General features: G+C 32.5%; 22 protein-coding genes and 1 other RNA gene. 6 read left to right on the top strand and 17 right to left on the bottom strand.

Annotation, left to right across the window (positions count from 1 at the left end):
- Nucleotides 1-31 precede the first annotated feature (31 nt).
- Nucleotides 32-1,549 carry a glycerol kinase GlpK gene (glpK, locus tag H3T43_RS07855; RefSeq protein ID WP_034977680.1) on the bottom strand — a complete coding sequence of 506 codons (1,518 nt, stop codon included), beginning with the start codon at nucleotides 1,547-1,549 and terminating at the stop codon, nucleotides 32-34.
- Between the two features lie 145 nt (nucleotides 1,550-1,694).
- Here glpK and H3T43_RS07850 point away from each other — a divergent pair, with 145 nt between their 5' ends.
- Nucleotides 1,695-2,573, top strand: coding sequence for a LysR family transcriptional regulator (locus H3T43_RS07850; protein WP_198213787.1), 879 nt, complete (start codon nucleotides 1,695-1,697; stop codon nucleotides 2,571-2,573).
- A gap of 21 nt (nucleotides 2,574-2,594) precedes the next feature.
- Here H3T43_RS07850 and H3T43_RS07845 read toward each other — a convergent pair whose 3' ends face one another.
- Nucleotides 2,595-3,788 (bottom strand): MFS transporter, encoded by a 1,194-nt coding sequence (locus H3T43_RS07845; protein WP_198213785.1) that lies wholly within the window; start codon nucleotides 3,786-3,788, stop codon nucleotides 2,595-2,597.
- A gap of 244 nt (nucleotides 3,789-4,032) precedes the next feature.
- Here H3T43_RS07845 and H3T43_RS07840 point away from each other — a divergent pair, with 244 nt between their 5' ends.
- Complete coding sequence (locus H3T43_RS07840) at nucleotides 4,033-4,314, top strand: DUF2628 domain-containing protein (protein ID WP_198213783.1); 282 nt, start codon at nucleotides 4,033-4,035, stop codon at nucleotides 4,312-4,314.
- Between the two features lie 176 nt (nucleotides 4,315-4,490).
- Here the strand turns inward: H3T43_RS07840 and H3T43_RS07835 are convergent, their stop codons facing one another.
- The 14 genes from H3T43_RS07835 to H3T43_RS07770 form a co-directional block, all read right to left on the bottom strand.
- Complete coding sequence (locus H3T43_RS07835) at nucleotides 4,491-4,706, bottom strand: hypothetical protein (RefSeq protein WP_034977671.1); 216 nt, start codon at nucleotides 4,704-4,706, stop codon at nucleotides 4,491-4,493.
- Nucleotides 4,707-5,127: 421 nt separating this feature from the next.
- Nucleotides 5,128-5,493: a transfer-messenger RNA gene (gene ssrA, locus H3T43_RS07830) on the bottom strand.
- A 63-nt stretch (nucleotides 5,494-5,556) separates the two neighbouring features.
- Nucleotides 5,557-6,369, bottom strand: coding sequence for a Cof-type HAD-IIB family hydrolase (locus H3T43_RS07825; RefSeq protein WP_198213781.1), 813 nt, complete (start codon nucleotides 6,367-6,369; stop codon nucleotides 5,557-5,559).
- A 272-nt stretch (nucleotides 6,370-6,641) separates the two neighbouring features.
- A complete protein-coding gene (locus tag H3T43_RS07820; protein WP_198213779.1) occupies nucleotides 6,642-7,826 on the bottom strand; it encodes an acetate/propionate family kinase in 1,185 nt (394 codons plus the stop codon).
- Nucleotides 7,827-7,869: 43 nt separating this feature from the next.
- A complete protein-coding gene (locus H3T43_RS07815) occupies nucleotides 7,870-8,871 on the bottom strand; it encodes a class I SAM-dependent methyltransferase (RefSeq protein WP_198213777.1) in 1,002 nt (333 codons plus the stop codon).
- Nucleotides 8,872-9,055: 184 nt separating this feature from the next.
- A complete protein-coding gene (locus tag H3T43_RS07810) occupies nucleotides 9,056-9,544 on the bottom strand; it encodes a ComGF family competence protein (protein WP_198213775.1) in 489 nt (162 codons plus the stop codon).
- Between the two features lie 10 nt (nucleotides 9,545-9,554).
- Nucleotides 9,555-9,800 (bottom strand): hypothetical protein, encoded by a 246-nt coding sequence (locus H3T43_RS07805; protein WP_034977645.1) that lies wholly within the window; start codon nucleotides 9,798-9,800, stop codon nucleotides 9,555-9,557.
- A gap of 19 nt (nucleotides 9,801-9,819) precedes the next feature.
- Nucleotides 9,820-10,242: a Tfp pilus assembly protein FimT/FimU gene (locus tag H3T43_RS07800; protein ID WP_198213773.1), complete on the bottom strand. Its 423-nt coding sequence runs from the start codon at nucleotides 10,240-10,242 to the stop codon at nucleotides 9,820-9,822.
- Complete coding sequence (gene comGC / locus H3T43_RS07795; protein WP_370520800.1) at nucleotides 10,232-10,570, bottom strand: competence type IV pilus major pilin ComGC; 339 nt, start codon at nucleotides 10,568-10,570, stop codon at nucleotides 10,232-10,234. The genes H3T43_RS07800 and comGC overlap by 11 nt, the downstream gene beginning before the upstream one ends.
- A 9-nt stretch (nucleotides 10,571-10,579) precedes the next feature.
- Nucleotides 10,580-11,584 (bottom strand): type II secretion system F family protein, encoded by a 1,005-nt coding sequence (locus H3T43_RS07790; RefSeq protein WP_198213771.1) that lies wholly within the window; start codon nucleotides 11,582-11,584, stop codon nucleotides 10,580-10,582.
- Complete coding sequence (gene comGA, locus H3T43_RS07785; RefSeq protein ID WP_198213769.1) at nucleotides 11,550-12,524, bottom strand: competence type IV pilus ATPase ComGA; 975 nt, start codon at nucleotides 12,522-12,524, stop codon at nucleotides 11,550-11,552. Before comGA ends, H3T43_RS07790 begins: the two co-directional genes overlap by 35 nt.
- A gap of 118 nt (nucleotides 12,525-12,642) precedes the next feature.
- Nucleotides 12,643-13,176: an NAD(P)H-dependent oxidoreductase gene (locus H3T43_RS07780; RefSeq protein WP_198213767.1), complete on the bottom strand. Its 534-nt coding sequence runs from the start codon at nucleotides 13,174-13,176 to the stop codon at nucleotides 12,643-12,645.
- Between the two features lie 23 nt (nucleotides 13,177-13,199).
- Entirely contained in the window at nucleotides 13,200-13,877 is a 678-nt protein-coding gene (locus tag H3T43_RS07775) for a flavodoxin (RefSeq protein ID WP_198213765.1), read from the bottom strand.
- 302 nt (nucleotides 13,878-14,179) lie between these two features.
- Nucleotides 14,180-14,560 (bottom strand): VOC family protein, encoded by a 381-nt coding sequence (locus H3T43_RS07770; RefSeq protein ID WP_198213763.1) that lies wholly within the window; start codon nucleotides 14,558-14,560, stop codon nucleotides 14,180-14,182.
- Nucleotides 14,561-15,942: 1,382 nt separating this feature from the next.
- On the opposite strand from H3T43_RS07770, the gene H3T43_RS07765 reads away from it, so the two are divergent.
- A complete protein-coding gene (locus tag H3T43_RS07765; RefSeq protein WP_198213761.1) occupies nucleotides 15,943-16,284 on the top strand; it encodes a helix-turn-helix domain-containing protein in 342 nt (113 codons plus the stop codon).
- Nucleotides 16,285-16,345: 61 nt separating this feature from the next.
- Here H3T43_RS07765 and H3T43_RS07760 read toward each other — a convergent pair whose 3' ends face one another.
- Nucleotides 16,346-17,074, bottom strand: coding sequence for a YebC/PmpR family DNA-binding transcriptional regulator (locus H3T43_RS07760; protein WP_034977621.1), 729 nt, complete (start codon nucleotides 17,072-17,074; stop codon nucleotides 16,346-16,348).
- Between the two features lie 261 nt (nucleotides 17,075-17,335).
- On the opposite strand from H3T43_RS07760, the gene H3T43_RS07755 reads away from it, so the two are divergent.
- From H3T43_RS07755 to H3T43_RS07745, 3 genes are all read left to right on the top strand, one after another.
- Nucleotides 17,336-18,940, top strand: coding sequence for an amino acid permease (locus H3T43_RS07755; RefSeq protein ID WP_232350315.1), 1,605 nt, complete (start codon nucleotides 17,336-17,338; stop codon nucleotides 18,938-18,940).
- A 140-nt stretch (nucleotides 18,941-19,080) separates the two neighbouring features.
- Nucleotides 19,081-19,893 carry a Cof-type HAD-IIB family hydrolase gene (locus tag H3T43_RS07750; protein WP_198213757.1) on the top strand — a complete coding sequence of 271 codons (813 nt, stop codon included), beginning with the start codon at nucleotides 19,081-19,083 and terminating at the stop codon, nucleotides 19,891-19,893.
- Nucleotides 19,894-19,939: 46 nt separating this feature from the next.
- Nucleotides 19,940-20,641, top strand: a complete 702-nt coding sequence (locus tag H3T43_RS07745) for an ABC transporter ATP-binding protein (protein ID WP_198213755.1) — start codon at nucleotides 19,940-19,942, stop codon at nucleotides 20,639-20,641.
- The last annotated feature ends 4 nt before the right edge of the window (nucleotides 20,642-20,645 follow it).

Raw genomic sequence — 20,645 nt, 5'->3', positions numbered from 1 at the left:
GATTTAGCCTCTTTCTTTTTTATAAAAATTTCTAATTATTCTTTTGATATGGCTTATATGAAAAGCTCTGAGCAGCTTTAACAGCTGATTTCCAACCTTCATAAAGGTGATCTCTTTCTGCACTGCTCATTTGTGGTTTAAAGGTTTTACCTACTTTTTGAATTTTCTTGATTTCATCAAAGTCTTTCCAAAAACCAATGGCTAAACCTGCAAGAAACGCTGCACCTAATGCTGTTGTTTCAAGGTTAGCCGCACGTTCAATTTCGATGCCTAAAATATCAGCTTGGAACTGCATTAAATAGTCATTATTAGCAGCACCACCATCAACCTTTAATTTTGGAATTTGAATCTTGGTATCTTCGTGCATCGTATCAATAACGTCACGACTTTCATAAGCTAGAGACTGTAATGTGGCTTTTGTAAAGTCGTCACTGGTTGTTCCACGAGTCAGACCGAAAACAGCTCCACGGACATTAGAATCCCAGTATGGCGCTCCTAAACCGGTAAATGCAGGGACGACGAAAACTTCATTGTTATCTTTTGAGCGCTTGGCGGCTTCTTCTGATTGAGGAGCATCATCAATAATTCCCAGCTGATCACGCAACCACTGAATAGCTGAACCAGCAACGTAAATACTACCTTCCAAAGCATAATTTACTTTGCCGTTTATGCCATATGCCACAGTAGTTAACAAATTATTAGCTGAAAACTTAGGCTTTTCACCCGTATTCATAACGGTGAACGCACCAGTTCCATATGTGTTTTTAACCATTCCCGGCTCAAATGCCAACTGCCCAAACAAGGCTGACTGCTGGTCACCTGCCATGCCAGCAATTGGTACTTGACTGCCATAAAAGTGATATTCAGCTGTAGTGCCATAAATTTCGGAGTTAGAACGAATTTCAGGCAACATTTTTCTTGGAATGTTTAATAACTTAAGAATCTCATCATCCCAATCAAGTTTGGTAATGTTAAACAGCATTGTTCGACTTGCATTTGTATAATCTGTCACATGAACCTTGCCGCCAGTTAACTTCCAAACTAACCATGAATCAATAGTACCAAACAATAATTCTCCGTTTTCTGCGCGTTCCTGCGCACCAGGAACATGATCAAGAATCCAGCGAATTTTGGTTGCTGAAAAGTAGGCATCAGGAATTAAGCCAGTTTTTTCATGAATCATGTCTGAATAGCCATCAGCAATAATTTTATCTGCAATATCTGATGTCTGACGAGACTGCCATACAATCGCATGGTAAATTGGCAAGCCAGTCTTCTTATCCCAAATAACAGTCGTTTCACGCTGATTTGTGATACCAATAGCTGCAATTTGGTTGGGTTTAATCCCTGAGTTAATAAATGAATTGGCAATTGTAGATAAAACTGAATTCCAAATTTCATTGGCATCATGTTCTACCCAGCCAGGCTTAGGAAAATATTGGTTAAACTCTTTCCGTGAGTCAATTACTTTTTTACCAGAATGGTCCAAAATAATTGCCCTTGTACTAGTAGTACCTTCATCAATCGCTAAAATATATTTTTCAGCCATTATACTTTCTCCTTTTTAGTATTAAAACTAATTTTGTAAAGGTAACTGTCGTTACAATTCAATTTTACCCTCGCTTTTCGGGAAGCGCTAACATATAATGATAATAACTTATTAGTTAAAGTTATAAGTAAAAGGACAAAGTATAATGAAATATAGTTTATTAACATATAAGTACTTTATTGACGTCGTTGAAACTCAAGGATTTACCCCTGCTGCCAAAAGAAATTTTGTCTCCCAAACAGCAATTAGCAATGCAATAAAAAATTTAGAGAAAGACCTGGGCGTTCAACTTATTGATAGGTCAACTTCTCATTTTAAGGTCACTTTAGCCGGAATTAATTTGTACCATTGTGCAGTGCCTGTACTAAACAAATATTATGAGTTTAGCGAAAAAATCAGCCAATTAAACAATTCCTTTCAAACAATAAGAATTCATTATTTGCACGCCTTCAATTATTGGGCAGTTCAATTGGCACAGTCTCTTGCTAAAAACAATCCAGGTTTACAATTACAACTTGACACTGAAAACTTTGCCGCCAGTATACCTAAACTCGATGCAGGAGATTATGACGTATTGATTGGGTTTTCCACTGCCGTTAGTAAAATTAAAAATATCCATGTTAGAAAAATCGGAACAGCTAATTTTGGCATTTTATTGAATCAAAAGGCTATTGATCAAAAAGGAAGACTCAAAAAGGAAGTTATAAAAAAGCAGCCCCTTTTCTTACAAAAATGGACTGCTACTGATAATAATGATGTACAAACAAAAATTAAAAATATTCTAGAAAAAATGAATATTTGTTATGAACAAATTAATTATTTGGATAGCTTTGACGCTGCTTTATCAAATGTTGTTTTAAATTATGGGATGGCTATATATCCAGAAGAGCTGCCACTGCCGAAAATATATGATGAATATGTTACTTTTTTACCAAACTTGCCTAAACTAAAATACGATGTTGTTGCGATATATAAAAATCCAGCTATTTATAATATATTAGAACATTCCCTGTCTAAAAAATAAGTATTAAGTTACTTTCTATAATTAGTCCAGTTTTCCCAATTTGCCTAAACCAGTAACTATAGTTATAAGCACTGAGAGAAACATGCAAACGGCAGCAACGACGAATATTGAATGGATTTCTGCTTTAATTAGAAAGCCACTAATTAAAGACATAACAGGACCAATTATTCTTGTTAGCGAAGTTGAAATAGAAGTTATTGTTCCTTTAAATTTAGATGGGGTTTCTGCTTGAATAACAGTAAAGAAGTTGGCTTGCGACCAGACGCTACCAAACGAAACCAATGCGTAACCAAAAGTGACCCAAATAAATGACTGGACATCAAGCATAATTAGGAAACCTCCCATTATTAACAGGGCAATCATAATCATTTGAGTACCGAGTCTCATGCTTTTATTAACGCGCAAATAAATAAAATTGCCTAAAATGCTTGCAATCGCTGCTACTGTGTAAAAAATACTGACCATATTGACAGAAACTTTCATTTCTTGTTTTAACAAAAAAGTAAGCATGGGAACAACTGCTTGAAAGCCAATGTTTGCCACGAAAAAACTTGCGATCAGCCATTTAATATCATGATGTGCAAATAAAAAAGTGATTCCATCTTTTGCGCTTTTATTAAAAGACTTTTCTTCTTTCACTGACTTAATTTCTTTATACAACGGTTCATAATCTTTAATGACATAGGTTAAGTAGCCAAAACTTAAGGCATCTAGCAAAAAACCACCTACGTAATCAATTAAATTAATAATGACAGCTGCAATACCTGGACCAAAAGTTTTTTGAATCGATGAAATTAATCCCATTTGTCCTGAAACGGAAGATAGTTCTTCTTTTTTAACCGATTCGGCTATGAAAATTTGATATCCGGTCCAAGTAATTAAATCAAATGAACCAAGTATAAAGACTACTAATAAAAGCCAATATAATGAAATATTTTTAATAACCAAAAATGGTGCAATTATAATTAGCACCATTTGCATTATCAAAGAAAAGAGCATGATTGTCTTACGAGAATATATATCAAAAATGGGTCCAATTGTTAGTCCAAACAATGCTGTCGGCAGATATTCAACTGCGGTTAAAAGTCCCATTATGACTGATGAATGAGTTCTAGACAGCATCAGCAGTGGAATTGCAAAAGTGTAAAATTGATCACCCAGTCCTGAAATGGCATAGCCTAAAAGTAGTTTATTTTTTTGTGTTAAATTTTTCATTGTGACTTCTTTTTAAATTTACGACAGACTATGTACTTAACTATTACAACGCACATAATTCGCCGTTTTTAAGTTTAAATTAATTTAAGTAGTTTTATTGTTAGTAAGATAGTTTTTAAATCAGATCGTTTTTTGATTTATTTTTAGTATAATAAATATATATAAATAGAATAACAAATTTTCTTAAGATTTGTCCATATTGCTAGCGACCTAAAACCTAAGGTAAAAATTAAGGAGTGTAAAAATGAAAGCAAATTTAAAAAGTGATAAAACAGGAGTAATTAAACGGGTGAAAGCTGGGGCAAGTTGGACAGCCCTTTTCTTTGGTGCGTGGGTACCAATCTTCAGAGGAGACTGGAAGTTTGCCATTCTTTTTGGAATTATTCAATTACTTGAATTTTTTTCTTTTGGAATTATAGGATTAATTATAAGAATTGTAACCTGTGTCAAATATAATTCTTGGTATATATCAGAACTACTAAATAATGGTTATTCTCCTGCTGATAAACCTCTGAACAGGTATTAAGACAAAAAGGTCTTTACCTAATCTGATGGGATTTCAAATAAACGAATTTATAATTACAAGTAGAATGGTAAACTTTAATACAACTAACTAAAATTAAACTATTCCAAAAAACAATTATCTCAAAATGTGACCTCAAAATTCATAAAATATTTGGAGGCTATTTTTTTGTTAAAATTTTATTTCTTGATTTCACACGCACTCACAATTTCTGAGATGCGAACTTCATTTTCTTCAGAACCTCCAATAAAAGTTAATTCTGGTTCATCATCTTCTTCATTCATAATATCTTGGACAAATATTGTTTTCGTTTTGCCATTTTTTAACTTAAATTGAACAGTTCTACCATAAAAATGTTTTCCTAACTCTTGCAATGTCATTTTATGTGGATCCATTTCATCAACTTCATAGTCATCAAACAATTTTTATATAATTTTGATACGGCAATAGATAAGCTTGTAAATCATCATTTTTAAATACTCAGTTAATATCAAGTAACATTTATTTCCACTTTTTAATTTTATAACACTTACTTATTTTTTATTGCTTCCCCTTTATCATAATACTCTATTGATTCCATTGTCTATATAGTTAATAAGCATTTTTGCTACACGATTAATTGCTTCATATTATTTTTACTGAATGATCTTTCACAGAAAATGTTTATCAAAAAATGAATTGTTATCTATTAACAAACACTTCACTTTGGTTTCCATATTCAAAAAATAAAATATTTAGATTATTTATTCATTTATGCCGTGCGAAAGCAAAATAAAGCCCTATGATTGCTTTATTCATAGGGCTTTATTTAAATATCTATGGAGGTGAGGGGAATTGAACCCCTGTCCAAACGCATTCCGTCACTGACATCTACGATCATAGTTATATTATTTGAACTTCACTAGTCCAAAACGCCATATAACAGGGCTAGTATGGGCTAGCTAACCTGGAATGACTCTTTTTAACTATTCAGATGAGGTAGTTAAACGTAACTCACTAAGTTGATACTTGAATTCAGACGTGAGTAATCCGAAAACAAGCAACACATGCGCCTAAATTAGGCAGCTAATGCGTAAGAATTTTCTTTATTTGCAGTTATAAAACTGTGACGTTTTTACGTAGACGTGACCTACGAACCGCAGTCAATGCGAATCTACGCCTGTCGAATCCCAAAACACCCCCGCTTTGGGTAGAAATAATTATAGCATAATATAGCAATCTTGCCTAATATTATAAAATCACTTTTTATTTATCAAAAACAAATTTGCTAAAAGCTAAGGCTATACCATCTTGATCATTTGATGCAGTTTCAAAGTCAGCTTGTTTTTTTGCTTCTGCAGAACCATTATTCATGACTACTGAAGTTCCAGCTACTTGAAACATTGGTATGTCATTTCGTTCATCCCCAATTGCCATTATTTCTTCCGTTTTGTAATTTAACTTTTGTGCTAAGTACTGTAATGCAATACCTTTATTAACATTGGCATGCATTACTTCTAAAAAATTAACGGCTGCTCTGACAACATAATTATCTTGACCAAAAACATGCTTAACTTCAGCTTCAATTTCATCTAGTTTTTCTTTTTCATCGCCAAAAACGGCTTTGATAACAGTTTCTTTACTTGATAAATCTTGTGGTTTCCTAATCAATATTCCGGCATTATTTTCCCATGCCTGCGTTACTGTTATTCTACCCACATTCAAATTGCTGGTAATAATTTGACTGTCAGCATTCACAATATTATAAAAAACTTTGTTTTTCTGACTAAATTTGTCAATTGCTTCATAAGTTTTTGCAGACAAACATTTCTCAAGTAATTTTACGTGCAACCCTGTTTCAATTACGGCACCATTAAAAGTTATTACATATTGATTATTGTTTTTCAACGCTAATTCATCAATGAATTTTTTAACTCCAGCATAGGGCCTTCCTGAACATAAGACCACTTTAACATTTTTGCTAATTGCTTTTGTAATTGCTTCTCGAGAGGATTCTAGAATCTTACCTTGACTATTTAATAAAGTATCATCAACATCAACAGCTACTAATTTAATCATTTATGTTTCTTTCTATGGTTCTTTCCAATAGTTAGTTATTGTATAGCCTGGCTTCCAAGCTTACTTTTCATTATACAGAAATTTTCAAAATAAAAAATTGTATATCTATAGGGTTTTAAACATTTATTTATGTTAACTGTTAACTCAAAATATGTAAATTCTATAACTAAGTCACTTCTAAGATCAGCAAATCCACCTCATATTAGCTCATTTTCAAAATAAAAGAAAACCGTTAAGAAACTTTCTTAACGGTTCATAATTTTTTGTTTTTATTAATTCAAATGTGCTAATCGAACGACATCACGCTCAATCATTAATTCCTCATCAGTTGGAATAATTAGAGCTTTAATCTTTGAATCTGGTTTAGTAATAAACTTCTCGCCATTGGATTTATTTGCTTCCAAGTCAGGCTTTAAGCCTATAAATTCAAAAGATTTCATTACATTTTCACGAATGCCGGAATCATGCTCACCTACGCCTGCTGTGAAAATAATTGCATCTGCGCCCTTCATTTCCACCATATAGGAGCCAATATATTGGATAACACGATTTACAAAAATAGCTCTAGCGAGATCAGCTTTTTTATCAGAATTATTCTCTAGATCACGCATATCAGAAGAAATTTCAGAAATTCCCAGCAGACCAGACTTATCATTCAAAATCTCAATCATTTCATTGATATCAATATGGTCTTTATTCATGATATATTGCAAAACAGATGGGTCAACATCACCTGAGCGTGTACCCATAGTTATACCAGCCAATGGAGTAAAGCCCATTGATGTATCAAAGGACTTACCACCTTTAACTGCAGTGATGGATGCACCTGAACCAAGGTGACAAACAATTAACCTTAAATCTTTAACATCTTTACCCAACATCTGAGCAGCGCGTCCTACAATATAACGAACAGAAGTACCATGAGCACCATACTTACGAACGCCATATTTCTCATAATAATGATAGGGAATCGAATACATATAATGCACAGGATCTAAAGTTTGATGGAATGAGGTATCGAAAACGCCTACTTCAGGAACACCAGGTAGCAATTTCATAAAGGCCTCAATGCCCTTCCCTTCTGCCGGATTATGAAGTGGAGCATATTCCTTCAAATCATAAATCTTTTGAAGTTTTTCCTTGTCAATTAGAGCAGAATCAGTAAAGTCTTCTCCACCTGCAACTATTCTATGGCCAACACCTACAATTTCACTCAAATCGTTAATCACATGGTATTTCTTTAATGCTTCAAGTAGTAAATTAACTGCAGTTTCCTGATCTGGAATGGCAACATTCTCTGAATGTTTTTCACCATTCTCCAGTTCAATTTCAAAAGAAGAACCATCAATACCAACTCTGTCAGCAATTCCATTTGCTAAAACCTTTTCTTCAGGTAAAGCAAACAACTTATATTTAAATGAAGAACTGCCTGAGTTGATTGCTAAAACTTTTTTCATAAATGTAATTCCTCCATAAACTTGACTTTGAAATTTTCACAAATCAATCAATGTTTTTAGTATACCACTCATTTAGTTTAACATTAAGCTTTATTAGGTCTTGTTCACTTTTAAATGAATCTAACTTTGTGAGAAAAACTTCACTATTTCTGATATTTTTTCCATGATTTTGAAAGGCCAAAATTGATTTTTGATTAAATTTATTCTGAAAAGCACTGTCTGGTAACTCAATTATTGCACGCAGAAAAACCTTATCAGTTAGCCATGGCATAAAGTCACCACCACCTTTGCCAGACAAAATATTCTGTGGCACAATCAGGAAAGCATAGCCACCGGCTTTAAGATTTTTAATGGTCTGTTCAATAAATAAAAGATGAGCAAGCGAATGTCCATTCTCAGATTTGGTAGCAAAATTTTTAGCGTTTTTATCAATTGGATAATAACCAACTGGTAAGTCACTTACAACAACATCAGGGCTTTTAAACATCCAGGGAGTTAGAGCATCCTGACAAAACATTTCAATATCAATATCACTCAAATGAGCTTCAATATCAGCAAAGCTCAACATTTCTTCATCATTATCAATACCATAAAGTTCAAAATCAGACTTTGAATGATTAGCACTTTTCAACTGATTGACTACAGAAAACAATAAATTTCCAGTTCCAATAGCAGGATCGGCAATTATCAACCTTTCCTTTGGTAAAAGTTTTAACATAAACATTGCAATTACTGTTGAAATCGCAGGAGGCGTCGGCATTTGATTAACATCCAACCCGTCTTCATTAATTGCTTTTAAAGTTAAATAAGTAAAAATTTGCAGCTTTAGCTTATTAGAAAGTCCGCTATAATCTAATTTTTCATATTTTTGACTCAATTCCTGAACCGTTTTTTTGTCGGGAGCTCCCAGCTCAACCTTAATTTGATTATTTTCGAGATTATCAAATGTTTCTGTCAGAGCTTCACCAAAAGAGACATTTAATGCCTCTTGCAAGCATTTAACACAGTCCAAGAAATTATTAAACAGTTTTTCAATATTATCCATTGCTTATTCCCCTTATCTCTTAAATATTTTAATAGAAGAAAGGTAATTAGAGCAAGAGAATCAATCATTAATTAAATACTCAATTAATAAAAAATCATTTTCCAAGCTTTCTTGATAAACATCTAGATAAAATTGAATAAAAACTAAGCAGGTGATTAATACCAAAATACTGCTAAGAAAAGCATTAGCTTTTAATCTTAGTCTTTTGTTTTCGATCATTTAATACCTTCTCCTTCTCTTTTTTTGTCGGTCTTGAGTTAAATTTAAAATATAATTCTGATTTTCTGCCGTCTGTTTCTGTAACTTCTATTTTCAACATTCTATCATTGGTTGTAAAACTAGACCTTTTTACATCTAACAATAGTGGCATATGTCCGCCTTCAGGAGTGGTCACGCGCAACATATTTTTATATTGAGTCAAACGATATATTGTATCTTTTCCTTGCGCATCAATTTTCTTAAAAACAGCCTTTTCAGAATTAGATCTCTCTGGTAAGGTAAATGCTTTTATATTCTGTTTCTCTTTAATAAATCGGTTTAGTTGCACATATGAAAATACAATGTCATCTGTTCGATGCTGAACTTTATTTGCTAGAGTAAGACTTTTTACTAAATTCTGTAAAATTAGAACTACCACAAATGTCACAAACACCGCAAATACTGCTTCCGCCAAAATGAAGCCTTTAGTTTTTAATTTTGTATGTCTTTTTTTCTGCCATATCATAAATGCTATTATTACCATTAAGCTCATAAATATGATCGTGGATTAATATTCTTTTTAATCCATGCTTTTTCAAAACACTCCAAGCATATGTGCGATCAGTTTTTTGTTCTACTTTACGCTCAATTATTCTACTTTCTCTAACTGTTAAAGCTAACGTTATGACACCGACTGTTGCGATCATCAAACCAATCATGCTTTCTGCCATTAAGAACCCGCTCTTTTTCCTATTTATCATCAATTGCTCGTCCCCAAGTCATTTGCAACTTCACTTTTCGTGTATAGTGATGGTTAGTAACAGTAATTGTGTGAGGTGGTAACGAACCACTAATTGAAATTTTTAATAGACTTAAGTTACTTATACTTATTTGTGGTTTTATTTTTATTGTCTGAGGCTTTTTTCCACCAATAATTATCAATTTTTTTGACGGAGGATAATATCTGACTATACTTGTGCGGTTTTGTATAGCTGATCTTCTTGCTGCATGTTCAATAGAGCTTTTAATCTCTTTGACCGTGTTTTCCAATATCAGCTTTTCCCTATATTCATTTATTTTTATAGTGCCTAGACCCACTAATCCAAGCATAATAGTGAGGGTAACAACCATTTCAGTCAGAGTAAATCCTTGCAACTTGAACTTATTTAGCATTTTTTTCAACTACACCATCATTTACAGTATAGTTTTTAGACTTTGAGAATTGCTTCTTCGTTAAGTAGCCATCATCAAACATATTTTGAAAGTTAATTTCTTTACCATTACGGTCTTTATCATCTTCATAAAGTGTAGCTTGAGTTTGCAAGGTTGTTTTAAAAGCATCATTAGTCCTTTCATTAGCACTATTTTTTTGTTTTGTTAAATTTGGTGCAATAATTATAAGCAGCATCACTATGATTGCAACCACTACTACCATTTCAATTAAAGTAAAACCTTTTACTTTGTGTTTCTGAGATGTAACTTTTGTCAAAATGTTTTTCACTTTTTTCTCCTATATTTCCTGCATCATTGCATACATTGGCAATAAAAGTTTCAAATATAATCCAATAATGCATAAACCGATTAAAATAAAACAAACAGGTTGAACATTTACTATTAATTTCTCAATTTTTTGTGCTAAGTCATTAAAAAGAGATCGTCCTAATAATAAAAATTTCTTACTCAAATCTCCCCTTTTTGATCCAGCTTTTAACAACAATAGAATTTCATTAGGCAAAAATTGTTCATTTTTAATTATCTCTTCCGGACTCATTCCTTTTGCCAGCTGTTTACCAACTTTTGTGCCCACATATTGCTGTAAAGATCCCTTAACTTGCATTGCTGAATAGTCACAAATCTTTTGCAAGGAAAAGCCACTAGCCAGTAGTAGTCCTGTATCATAGATCAAAATATATTTCACATAAATTTTGATCAATGGCCCAACAACTGGAAAGTGATTAAGTCTACTCAAAGAGTGATAATCTTGTTTTCTTAGTAACAGAAGTATTCTGCTCATAAAATAAACTAAGCCTAAACTCAAAATTAATAGAAGTAATAACAGGTAGTCTCCAGTATGTTCACCAGATTCAGCAAACTGATTAGATACAAAAGTCTGCATAAACAATAAAAGAAAAATCATCATTAACACTAAAATAAAAGGGTATGTCATTTCAGATTTTAACTTTTTTATTTGTTCATGTTTCAAACGAGTTAGAGTCGCAATTTGGGTAAGACATTCAATTAGGTTTCCCTGTACCATTGACAGCTCAATCTGAGTAGCAATAGTCTTAGAAAAGCCCAAATTAAGCATTTCGAAACTTAGTTTTTTTCCTGACTGAATGCTGTTACTTAACCTATTAAATAAGTTCTTTCTTTTAGGCCATATTATCGGCATCATTTCTAAACTGGTATTTAACGAAAAGCCATTTGATAAACTATTTTGTAAATATTCTAGAAATTCAATCCGTTCTTTATTTGTTAGCTTATCCTGCCTGAAATTGTTCAAAGACCTGTTCACTAATTCTTTTCCTTTCCTTTAGCTTGACCAAATTTTGGTGCCAACTAACATAATCACCTCGTTTATGCTTGCTTATGTCTGCCTGTAATTGATGTCCACTATCAATATCCATTAAGCAGGCAAAACCCGTATTAGTTGGCAGTAAGCGTTGATAGCTAACAGCGGTCAAACAATTATAAAGATCAGCCGCATTAATATTTAGACTTTCCAATCTCGAAATAGTCTGCAAAGTACTTTTGGCATGAACAGTTGCAAAAACAAGATGGCCACTTAGAGCAGCATCTACTGCCAGCCTTGCAGTTATTGCATTTCTAATTTCACCGATTATTAGAATATCTGGTCTATGACGTAAAGCTGCTTCAAGCAACCTGGAATATGTGATTTCCGCTGTCATGTTAACCTGCGTTTGTAAAAAATTTATTTCATGTATTTCAACAGGATCTTCAATCGTCATAACCATCTGATTTTGACCTATCATTTTTGCCAAGTTATACATAGTTGTAGTTTTACCCGATCCTGTAGGACCACTTGTAACTATTAAGCCTCTTCTTTGAGCCAAAGTTTTCAGATTCTCAATTTGTTCATCAAAAAAATATTTACCTGTACTTATCTGATAAATAATTCTAATTACCAAAGATTCATGATCATTGAAATCTCCAATACTTGATAACCGCAAGTAATATATTTGTCCCTTAAAATCATATTCGAATGCTCCTACTTGTGGTCTACGATGTTCGGCTATATCCATTTGAGCAGCAAATTTTAGAAAATTGATCATTTCTTTGCCTTCTCTTATTGAATATTCAGCCTGATTTTCTATACCCATAATTGTGCGAAATCTCACAACTAGATTAACTCCCCGCATTAAAAAGAAAATGTCACTTGAATGCTTATTTATTGCATCTTCAATTAAAGAATTAACAGCTTCTTTGATTTTCATAAAAACCTCCTTATCTTGCTACCATTATTAATTACGCAAAAAAAAGAATTTTTCTCATATAACAAAAAAGCTCACACAATTGTGTGAGCTTAACTAAAATAACTAATGAGAAAGAAAGCTATTTGTTGCTTAAAATATAGTCAACATATCTCTCAGATTCTTTTTTTAACTGTTCATCTGTTAGATTTTGCATTACTCCTTGGAGGATTAAAGGTTTCAGAAATTTTGTCCCAATCAAGTTACTTGTAGCTTTAAAAGGAATAAGCATTTCATCAATGGTATAATAAAAATCACCGTAAATATGATAATTTTTAGCTGGAGCACCAGTAGAAACAGCAATAATCATCTCTTTGCCTTTAAGAGCATTTCCGCTACTTCCATAAGCCCAGCCATGTAGAAGAACTTTGTCTTCCCATTTTTTTAATAAGCTGGGGGAACTATACCAGTACATTGGAAATTGTAAAACTATTCTACCGGCTTTTTCTAACAGACTTTGCTCTAATTCTACATCTATTTTTTCATTTGGATACTTTTCGTATTCATCCCTTACTATCACCTCCTTTGAAGAATTTTTCAGAACTTCTTGTTTCAAAGCTTTATTTACTCGTGAATTATTTATATGAGGATGAAAAATTAAAACTAAAGTTTTCAATATGGTTTCCTTTCTTTTTATGTTTAATATCCTAAATCATGAAGCCAAGAATCTACTTTGGCTTTGGCAGAAGCAGCATTTTCTCCTTTAATTTCAAAGCCTTTTTTCAATTTTGCTTTTGGAAAAACATTATGAATAGTATTTAATGACTTGCCCCAACCTGAACTCGCATTTGTAGAAAAGGGTATTATTGTTTTATTATCAAGGTCGACCTGATCCATAAAAGTCCTGACAATCATTGGAATATCATCCCACCAAATTGGGTAACCCAAAAAGATGGTGTCATATTTAGAAACTTTAGGCAGCTCCCCTTCTATTTTTGGTCTAGCCTTATTTTTTTGCTCCCTTTCTGCTTGACTTACTGTTTTATCATAAGACTTTGGATAAGCTACCCTGGGTTTAATCTCAAAAATTTGAGCACCAGTAACTTTTTTAATTTCATCAGCGATACGCGCAGTATTTCCTCGCTTTAAATTAACTCCAGGATAATTTTGACCAGATCTTGAAAAATAAACGATTAAAACGTGACTTCTGTTTAAACTTTTTACTTTTTTAGTTGAAACCTGTTCATTTCTTTTGTCATCAGCTTTTTCCTGAGCCTGATTTCTATTTATAAACCAGTACATGCCTAAACCCAGAAACACTAGTATTAAAAGTAAGACCACAATAACTGTAGTTTTCTGCTTTGAAAATTTTTTCATTGATATTCTCCCAAAGTCTGCTTATAAAATTAATGATTGATTCGTTTATCAAATTATAAAAGCTAATAAATATAAGTTAGTTTTTTATATTTATTATTTCTCATTTACATAAAATTTATAGTTTGCCTGGCTTTATTGCCGTTCACCACCTTTTACAATAAAAGTTTAAAGTCACGGTTAATAATTGTCTAATACTTAAAAAGCATGCTTAATCATGCTTTTGTCGCAATAAATCAGAAAATTTCACAAATAAAAAAACATACAATAGTTTGTATGTTCTTTATTTTATTTTTTAAAAACGTTTATATATAATTGGAAATTTCAATTAGATTCTGATCTGGATCTCTAACGTAAATTGATTTTATTTTTCCCTCAGCACCAGTTCGCAAAACTGGCCCTAAAACGATATGTAAGTTATTTTTTTGAAAAGTCTTCAGTAAATCATCAATTGGCTTATCACTGATCAGACAAATATCTCCAGACCCTGGAGTTGGAAATTCAGCTTTAGGATCAATTTCATGTCCCAATTCATGTAAATTAATTTTTTGATGTCCAAGTTTTAAAGCAGTCCGGCCATTTTGAAAATTAATTGTTTCTATACCAAAATATTTATGGTAAAAATCAGTAGTTGTTTTAATATCTTTAACTGTAAGTACTAAATTGTCAAGTCCAATTATAGCCATATTTTCCGCCACCTTTTTTGCAATTATTATATAAAGACATAGAGAAAAATGTTTGATTTTAAATGTTTGTTTCAAACAAAAAACAACACTTTCGTGTTGCTTTAATCCATTAAATACCTATTCTTACTGCGATTTTAAAAACATACTTATTTAGATAGAAAAATTTTTTATTATATGAATAAACACTAGGAATAATAAAATTAGATCTTCACAGATAATGAGTTGATATTTAAGGTTGAGACTTATTGGCATCACTCCCCTTTCTATTTAATAATTTCAGAGGTAAGAATAATTAAGTCAAAAAGCAATAAATTTTTGTTCTTAAATTAAAATTACTATTGGTTTTTAACTGAGTTAAAGGAAAAACTCTGTCAGATTCAAGTCTTTTTTGTAGTCTCAATTACCAATTTCTCATAATAATATAAGTGAGTGTAGCTTGCATATAAGTTTTTTATTAAAACCATTATTTAAGCATTATCAAGAGTTAAATAGGGTTATCCCCAATTTTCAATTTTTCATTATGGCAAACTATTCATTAATATTTAAAAATATATTATATTATTATTAATTTTAGCCAAAAACAAAAGACAATTTTATCATTAACTTAATTTTGCATTTTTCCTATATATATCTATAAACTTCACTTAAAAATTAAATCCATCATCGGTTATTACGCAAAAAAAGTTAATCCACTTTTTCAAGTTTCATTTTTTCATAGCATTCAATTTTTAATGAAGATAGCATCTTAATGTCTCTTTATTCCCAAATTTTTACCTTATCATCTACCGTTATAGGTGTTATAAAAAAGAGACTGATAAATTTTAGCTATAATAAATACATATATAATATTTTTTGATAAAATATTGATTAGCAATCTAAGTTGTAATCAAATAAACCTGATTACAGCCTAAGCCAACTATTAGAATTGTTACAATTCAAAAATTATATGCTAGGTAAAATGAATATGTAAAAATCCATTAGTTGTGATTGCTAATCAATACATTGCAACAAAACATTTTTTATTGCTATTTTGTCTCTTTGTATATATCATTAACAAAGAAGTAAAAACTACTAAAAATTTTTTCTTTGGCCCAGATATTATTAAATATGAACATTTTAATTGAACATATTTTATTTAGGCTACTACTAACCTCCCGTTTTTTAAAATTGCAACATTTGATATTGCTTTTTCTACTACCACAAGTGATACTATATAAGTATATAAAAAAGTAGTCGATGTTGAACGCAGACTACTAAATTAGTTAACACGATGATAAAAATCATGCCGACCACTATGTGGATGCTTTTATTATATTGCCATTTATGATAGCGGTCAAGCACAAATACAATCATTTGTGATACTTTTTTAAGGAAGAATTTGAATGAATGTATATTCGCGTATTTCTGATACCGCTAAAAAACATGGCATGTCTATTAAAGAACTTGCTAGAAAAGCCCAAATTGGTGAAAATAGTATTTATAGGTGGAAAACTATTAAACCTTCCACGCAATCTTTGACTAAAGTAGCTCGAGAATTGCACGTTTCTACTGATTATTTATTAGGTCAAGAAAAAGGTAGTAATAAAAAAGACTGCCTAGATATAGCTAATAAAAATGCTCAGTTATTATATGAAGGTCAACATGTACCCGAAAAATATGTCAACATGCTCCGCTTTATTATGGAAGAAGATCGCGCAGAAAAAACTAAAACTCCCGAAAATTAAGAAAAAAAATTCCCCAGAATTGACTAGTCAATTCTGGAGAAACAATTAAATAAGATTTTTCTTATTCTTCGTCAGCTGCAGCCGTATAAACATTCTGAACATCATCATCATCTTCTAGAGCATCAACCAAATGGTCAAATTGCTCTTTTTTATCATCTGGAACAGGTGTTGTGTTTTCAGGTATCATTGTTAATTCTGCGTTGGCTAACTTATAGCCATCTTTTTCAAGTGCATCACGAACTTGTGCAAATTGTTTTGGATCTGTATAAATTTCATAAGCATCATCGCTGGTTTGCAAGTCATCTCCACCAGCATCCATTACGTCAAGTAACATCTGATCTTCATCAGCATCAGTAGTTGTGCGATCAATGACAATATAACCTTTACGATTGAACATATAAGCAACAGAACCAGTTGCTCCTAAAGAACCACCATTTCTAGTGAAAGCAACTCTAACTGCAGAAGCTGTCCGGTTCTTATTATCAGTCAGTGCTTCAACAAAGATAGCCACACCACCTGGTGCGTATCCCTCATAAGTGATTTCATCATAATGCTCTTCTGAATTGCCCTCTGCCTTTTTAATAGCCCGGTCAATATTTGACTTAGGCATATTGTTAGCATGTGCCTTGTCCATAACCATACGCAAGTTAGGATTTCCGGAAGGGTCAGGACCACCATTCTTTGCAGCCATGTATATTTCACGAGATAATTTTTGGAAAATCTTACCCCTCTTTGCGTCTTGTGCATTCTTGCGGCCTTGGATATTGTGCCATTTTGAGTGTCCTGACATTTAAGAATCCTTCTTTCTTTTCTTATCATTAACGATATTATCTTACCGCAGAGGACTGTAAATTTCAATACAAGCAACTATTTCTCCCGCTTTTTTAATTAAATTTGAATGTGCTTTCATTAAAATAAGTTTGTCTAGCCTCTGGTCATCTTTTTATTTAATTAGTAAAATAAAAACATTAGTTGTTTTTCAAAGGAGAGAACTTTAGTGGAGGAAATAAATTCAAACAAAAAGTATATTTCTTGGCCCGTTTTAACCTTGATGGCTTTTTGTACTGTTATTGGGTTAGACGATATAATGTACAACTTCCAGAATCAAGGAATGCCGGTTGTTACTTCCTGGATTATCATGTGCTTATTTTATGTTATTCCTTATTCTTTAATGGTTGGGCAACTGGGATCTGTTTTCAATAATGAAGGTGGAGGCTTATCTTCTTGGGTTCGTGGGACTAATGGCGAATTTCTGGGATATTTTACTGCCTGGACATACTGGGCTGCATCTATTCCCTATGCTGTTGATTCTGCTAATGAAATTATAGTTGACATTGGTTGGGCACTGACAGGTTCTGAAAAGTTTCAAAGCCAAATTTCTAACACAAAATTTGCTTTAATGACATTTGCCATGTTTATTATTTTCATTATTGTTGAACATTACTTTTCTCACTCAATGGAAGTCTTATCTACTATTGGTGGTGGACTCATGCTTATTATGACCTTGATGTTTGTTTTCCTGGCATTTCTAGGACTGGCAAAATCAGGTGGTCATATGGCTACACAACCATTTACCTGGCGGACATTAATTCCCAAGTTTGACATGCATTATTGGACGACTATCGCAATGCTCATTTATGCTTTAAATGGCTGTGAACTTGTTGCTCCTTATGTGACCAAAATGAAAAAGCCTAAGTCTGACTTTCCAAAAGCAATGATTGCACTTGCTTTAATGACTATTTTTTTAACAGTGTTCGGTTCATTTGCTTTGGGAATATATTTTAACAGTTACCATATTCCAAACGATTTAAAAATGAATGGTGCCTACTATGTCTTCGATATGGTAGGGCATCAATATAGTTTGGGCAAAACTTTGCTTTATGTATGGGCTTGGACTTCTGTCTTTTATAACGCTGCTTTATTAGCAGTACTGCTTGACGCAATGACCAGAATGCTCATTTCTGATACTGGCGACAAGTACATGCCTAAATTTTTACAGAAAAAAGATAAAAACGGCCTTCCTATCAATGGTTACGTATTAACCGTTTCTTTATCAGCATTTATCATGCTCTTAGGTATCTTTTTACCAGACATGAACGACATTTTTAATTGGCTATTGAACTTAAATGGCATCATCTCACCAGGAGTAACTTGCTGGATATTTTTCTCCTTCATGCAAATTAGAAAAAATTCTAAAAAGTTTACTTCAGACTATGTCTTTATTAAAAACGATAAATTAGGATATCTTGCAGGACTATTTTTACTAATAGTTACTGCTGCAGCTACTATTTTAGGCATTGCACCACAAGATATTAAAAAATTCAGCGGTTATTGGTGGTATGAACTAATCATCAACATAATTGCCATTATTGTTTTAATTGGCTTAGGTGTGATATTACCAAGCATCAGACGTCGTGAAGAAGAGTATGGCATTGCATTTAACCGCAAACAGTGGATCACTATGTTCATCTTAATCATTGGTTCAATTATCTTTGACCTTTATTTAGGCGAAAAAAATGCTTTATTTAATAATGCGGTCATTAATTTTGGTCAGGTAAAAATTGGTATAAATATCTTTCTGATTCTTATCGAAACAGTATTCGCAATTTTAATCTGCTGGCTAGTTGGCAAAAGAAAACCCATTACAACTAAATAAATATAGATAAAAGCAGGAATGTTGCTAATAACATTTCTGCTTTTGCTTTTATTTTGCTTTTAAATTAATGAATATCTGGAGTTAAACCTGACAATAATTACTATATAATATACCTGAGAACTTATATTAAGGAGATTAAAATGACACATATTCCCTTTAAAGCTGTAGCAGTAGACATGGACGGTACTTTTGAAAATGATGACAAACAATATGATCATCAACGCTTTGAAAAAGTTTTAACTAAATTGAGACAACACCACGTTCATTTTATTGTTTCCAGTGGCAGACCATTATCACGTTTGCGTCAAGATTTCTTTGATTTCTTGGACAGAATTGATATTGTAGCTGATAATGGTTCAATTCTCACTCAAGACAATAAAATAATTGTTCGTCACGTTTTTACCTATAAAACGGGTATTAAACTGATCAGTTTTATTGAAAATAATTATCCACAAGTACATATTGCTGCTAGTGGGTTAGATCATTCTTATATTAACAAAAAAGCCCCGACTCAATTTAAAAATATGATGCATTTCTTTTACCCCAATGTAGTGGAGATTGCGAAATTAGTTGATATCCCTACAAGCGATAATTTAACAAAGCTAACTCTAAACTGTTCCTCCAAGCTCGCTGGCGAACTAGAAAAAAAGTTCAATCAAACAAACCCTGAACATATTCACTGTACTACCAGTGGCTTCGATAATATTGATGTTATGCCCAACAATGTTAATAAAGGGCAAGGCATTAAATATTTTTTGAGATATTTCAATGTTAAACCAGAAGAACTCATAGCGTTTGGAGATGGCATGAATGACCGTGAAATGATTGAATTGGCTGGGTACAGTTATGCGATGAAAAACGGTCATGAAAAACTTAAAAAGATTGCAAAATATGAAGCACCATCAAATAATGAAATGGGCGTTTTACAAGTATTAGAAAGTTTTCTAGATTAAAATAAGTTTATATCAGTTATTTTAAAATCAATAAGGACAGATTTTCATGAGTTATATTGACGTAAGACACAACTATAAGCGCTATCAAACTGGAGATACTGAAATATTAGCCAATAATGATGTCAGTTTTACTGTGGAAAAAGGTGAATTGGCTATTATTTTAGGTGCATCAGGAGCAGGTAAATCCACGATTTTGAACATTCTGGGCGGAATGGATACTAATAGTTCCGGGGATGTTATTATCGATGGCAAAAATATTGCTAAATATAATAAAAGACAACTAACCAGCTATCGCCGCACTGACATTGGTTTTGTTTTCCAATTTTATAATTTAATTCAAAATCTAACTGCAAGAGAAAATGTAGAATTGGCATCTGAAATAGTTCCAGATGCACTTGATCCGGTCAAAGCTTTGATAGATGTTGGTCTTAAAAATCGCATTAATAACTTTCCTGCAGAACTTTCAGGGGGTGAACAACAAAGAGTGGCAATTGCTCGGGCAATTGCCAAAAACCCTAAAATTTTGCTTTGTGATGAACCAACTGGTGCACTTGATTATCAAACTGGAAAAAGTGTTTTGCAAACCATTATCAATATGAGTCGTGACAATGGCACTACAGTAGTCATAGTTACTCATAACAGTGCTTTAGCCCCCCTAGCAAACCGTGTGATTCATTTCCATGACGGCAAGGTTACGCAAATTGAAGAAAATACACAGCCAGCAGATGTTGCTAGCGTTAAATGGTAGAAAA

Source organism: Lactobacillus sp. M0396, from assembly GCF_016101625.1.
Lineage (GTDB): Bacteria > Bacillota > Bacilli > Lactobacillales > Lactobacillaceae > Lactobacillus > Lactobacillus huangpiensis.
Note: the sequence above shows the minus strand (reverse complement) of the source record. Positions and strands in the feature narration are given on the sequence as shown.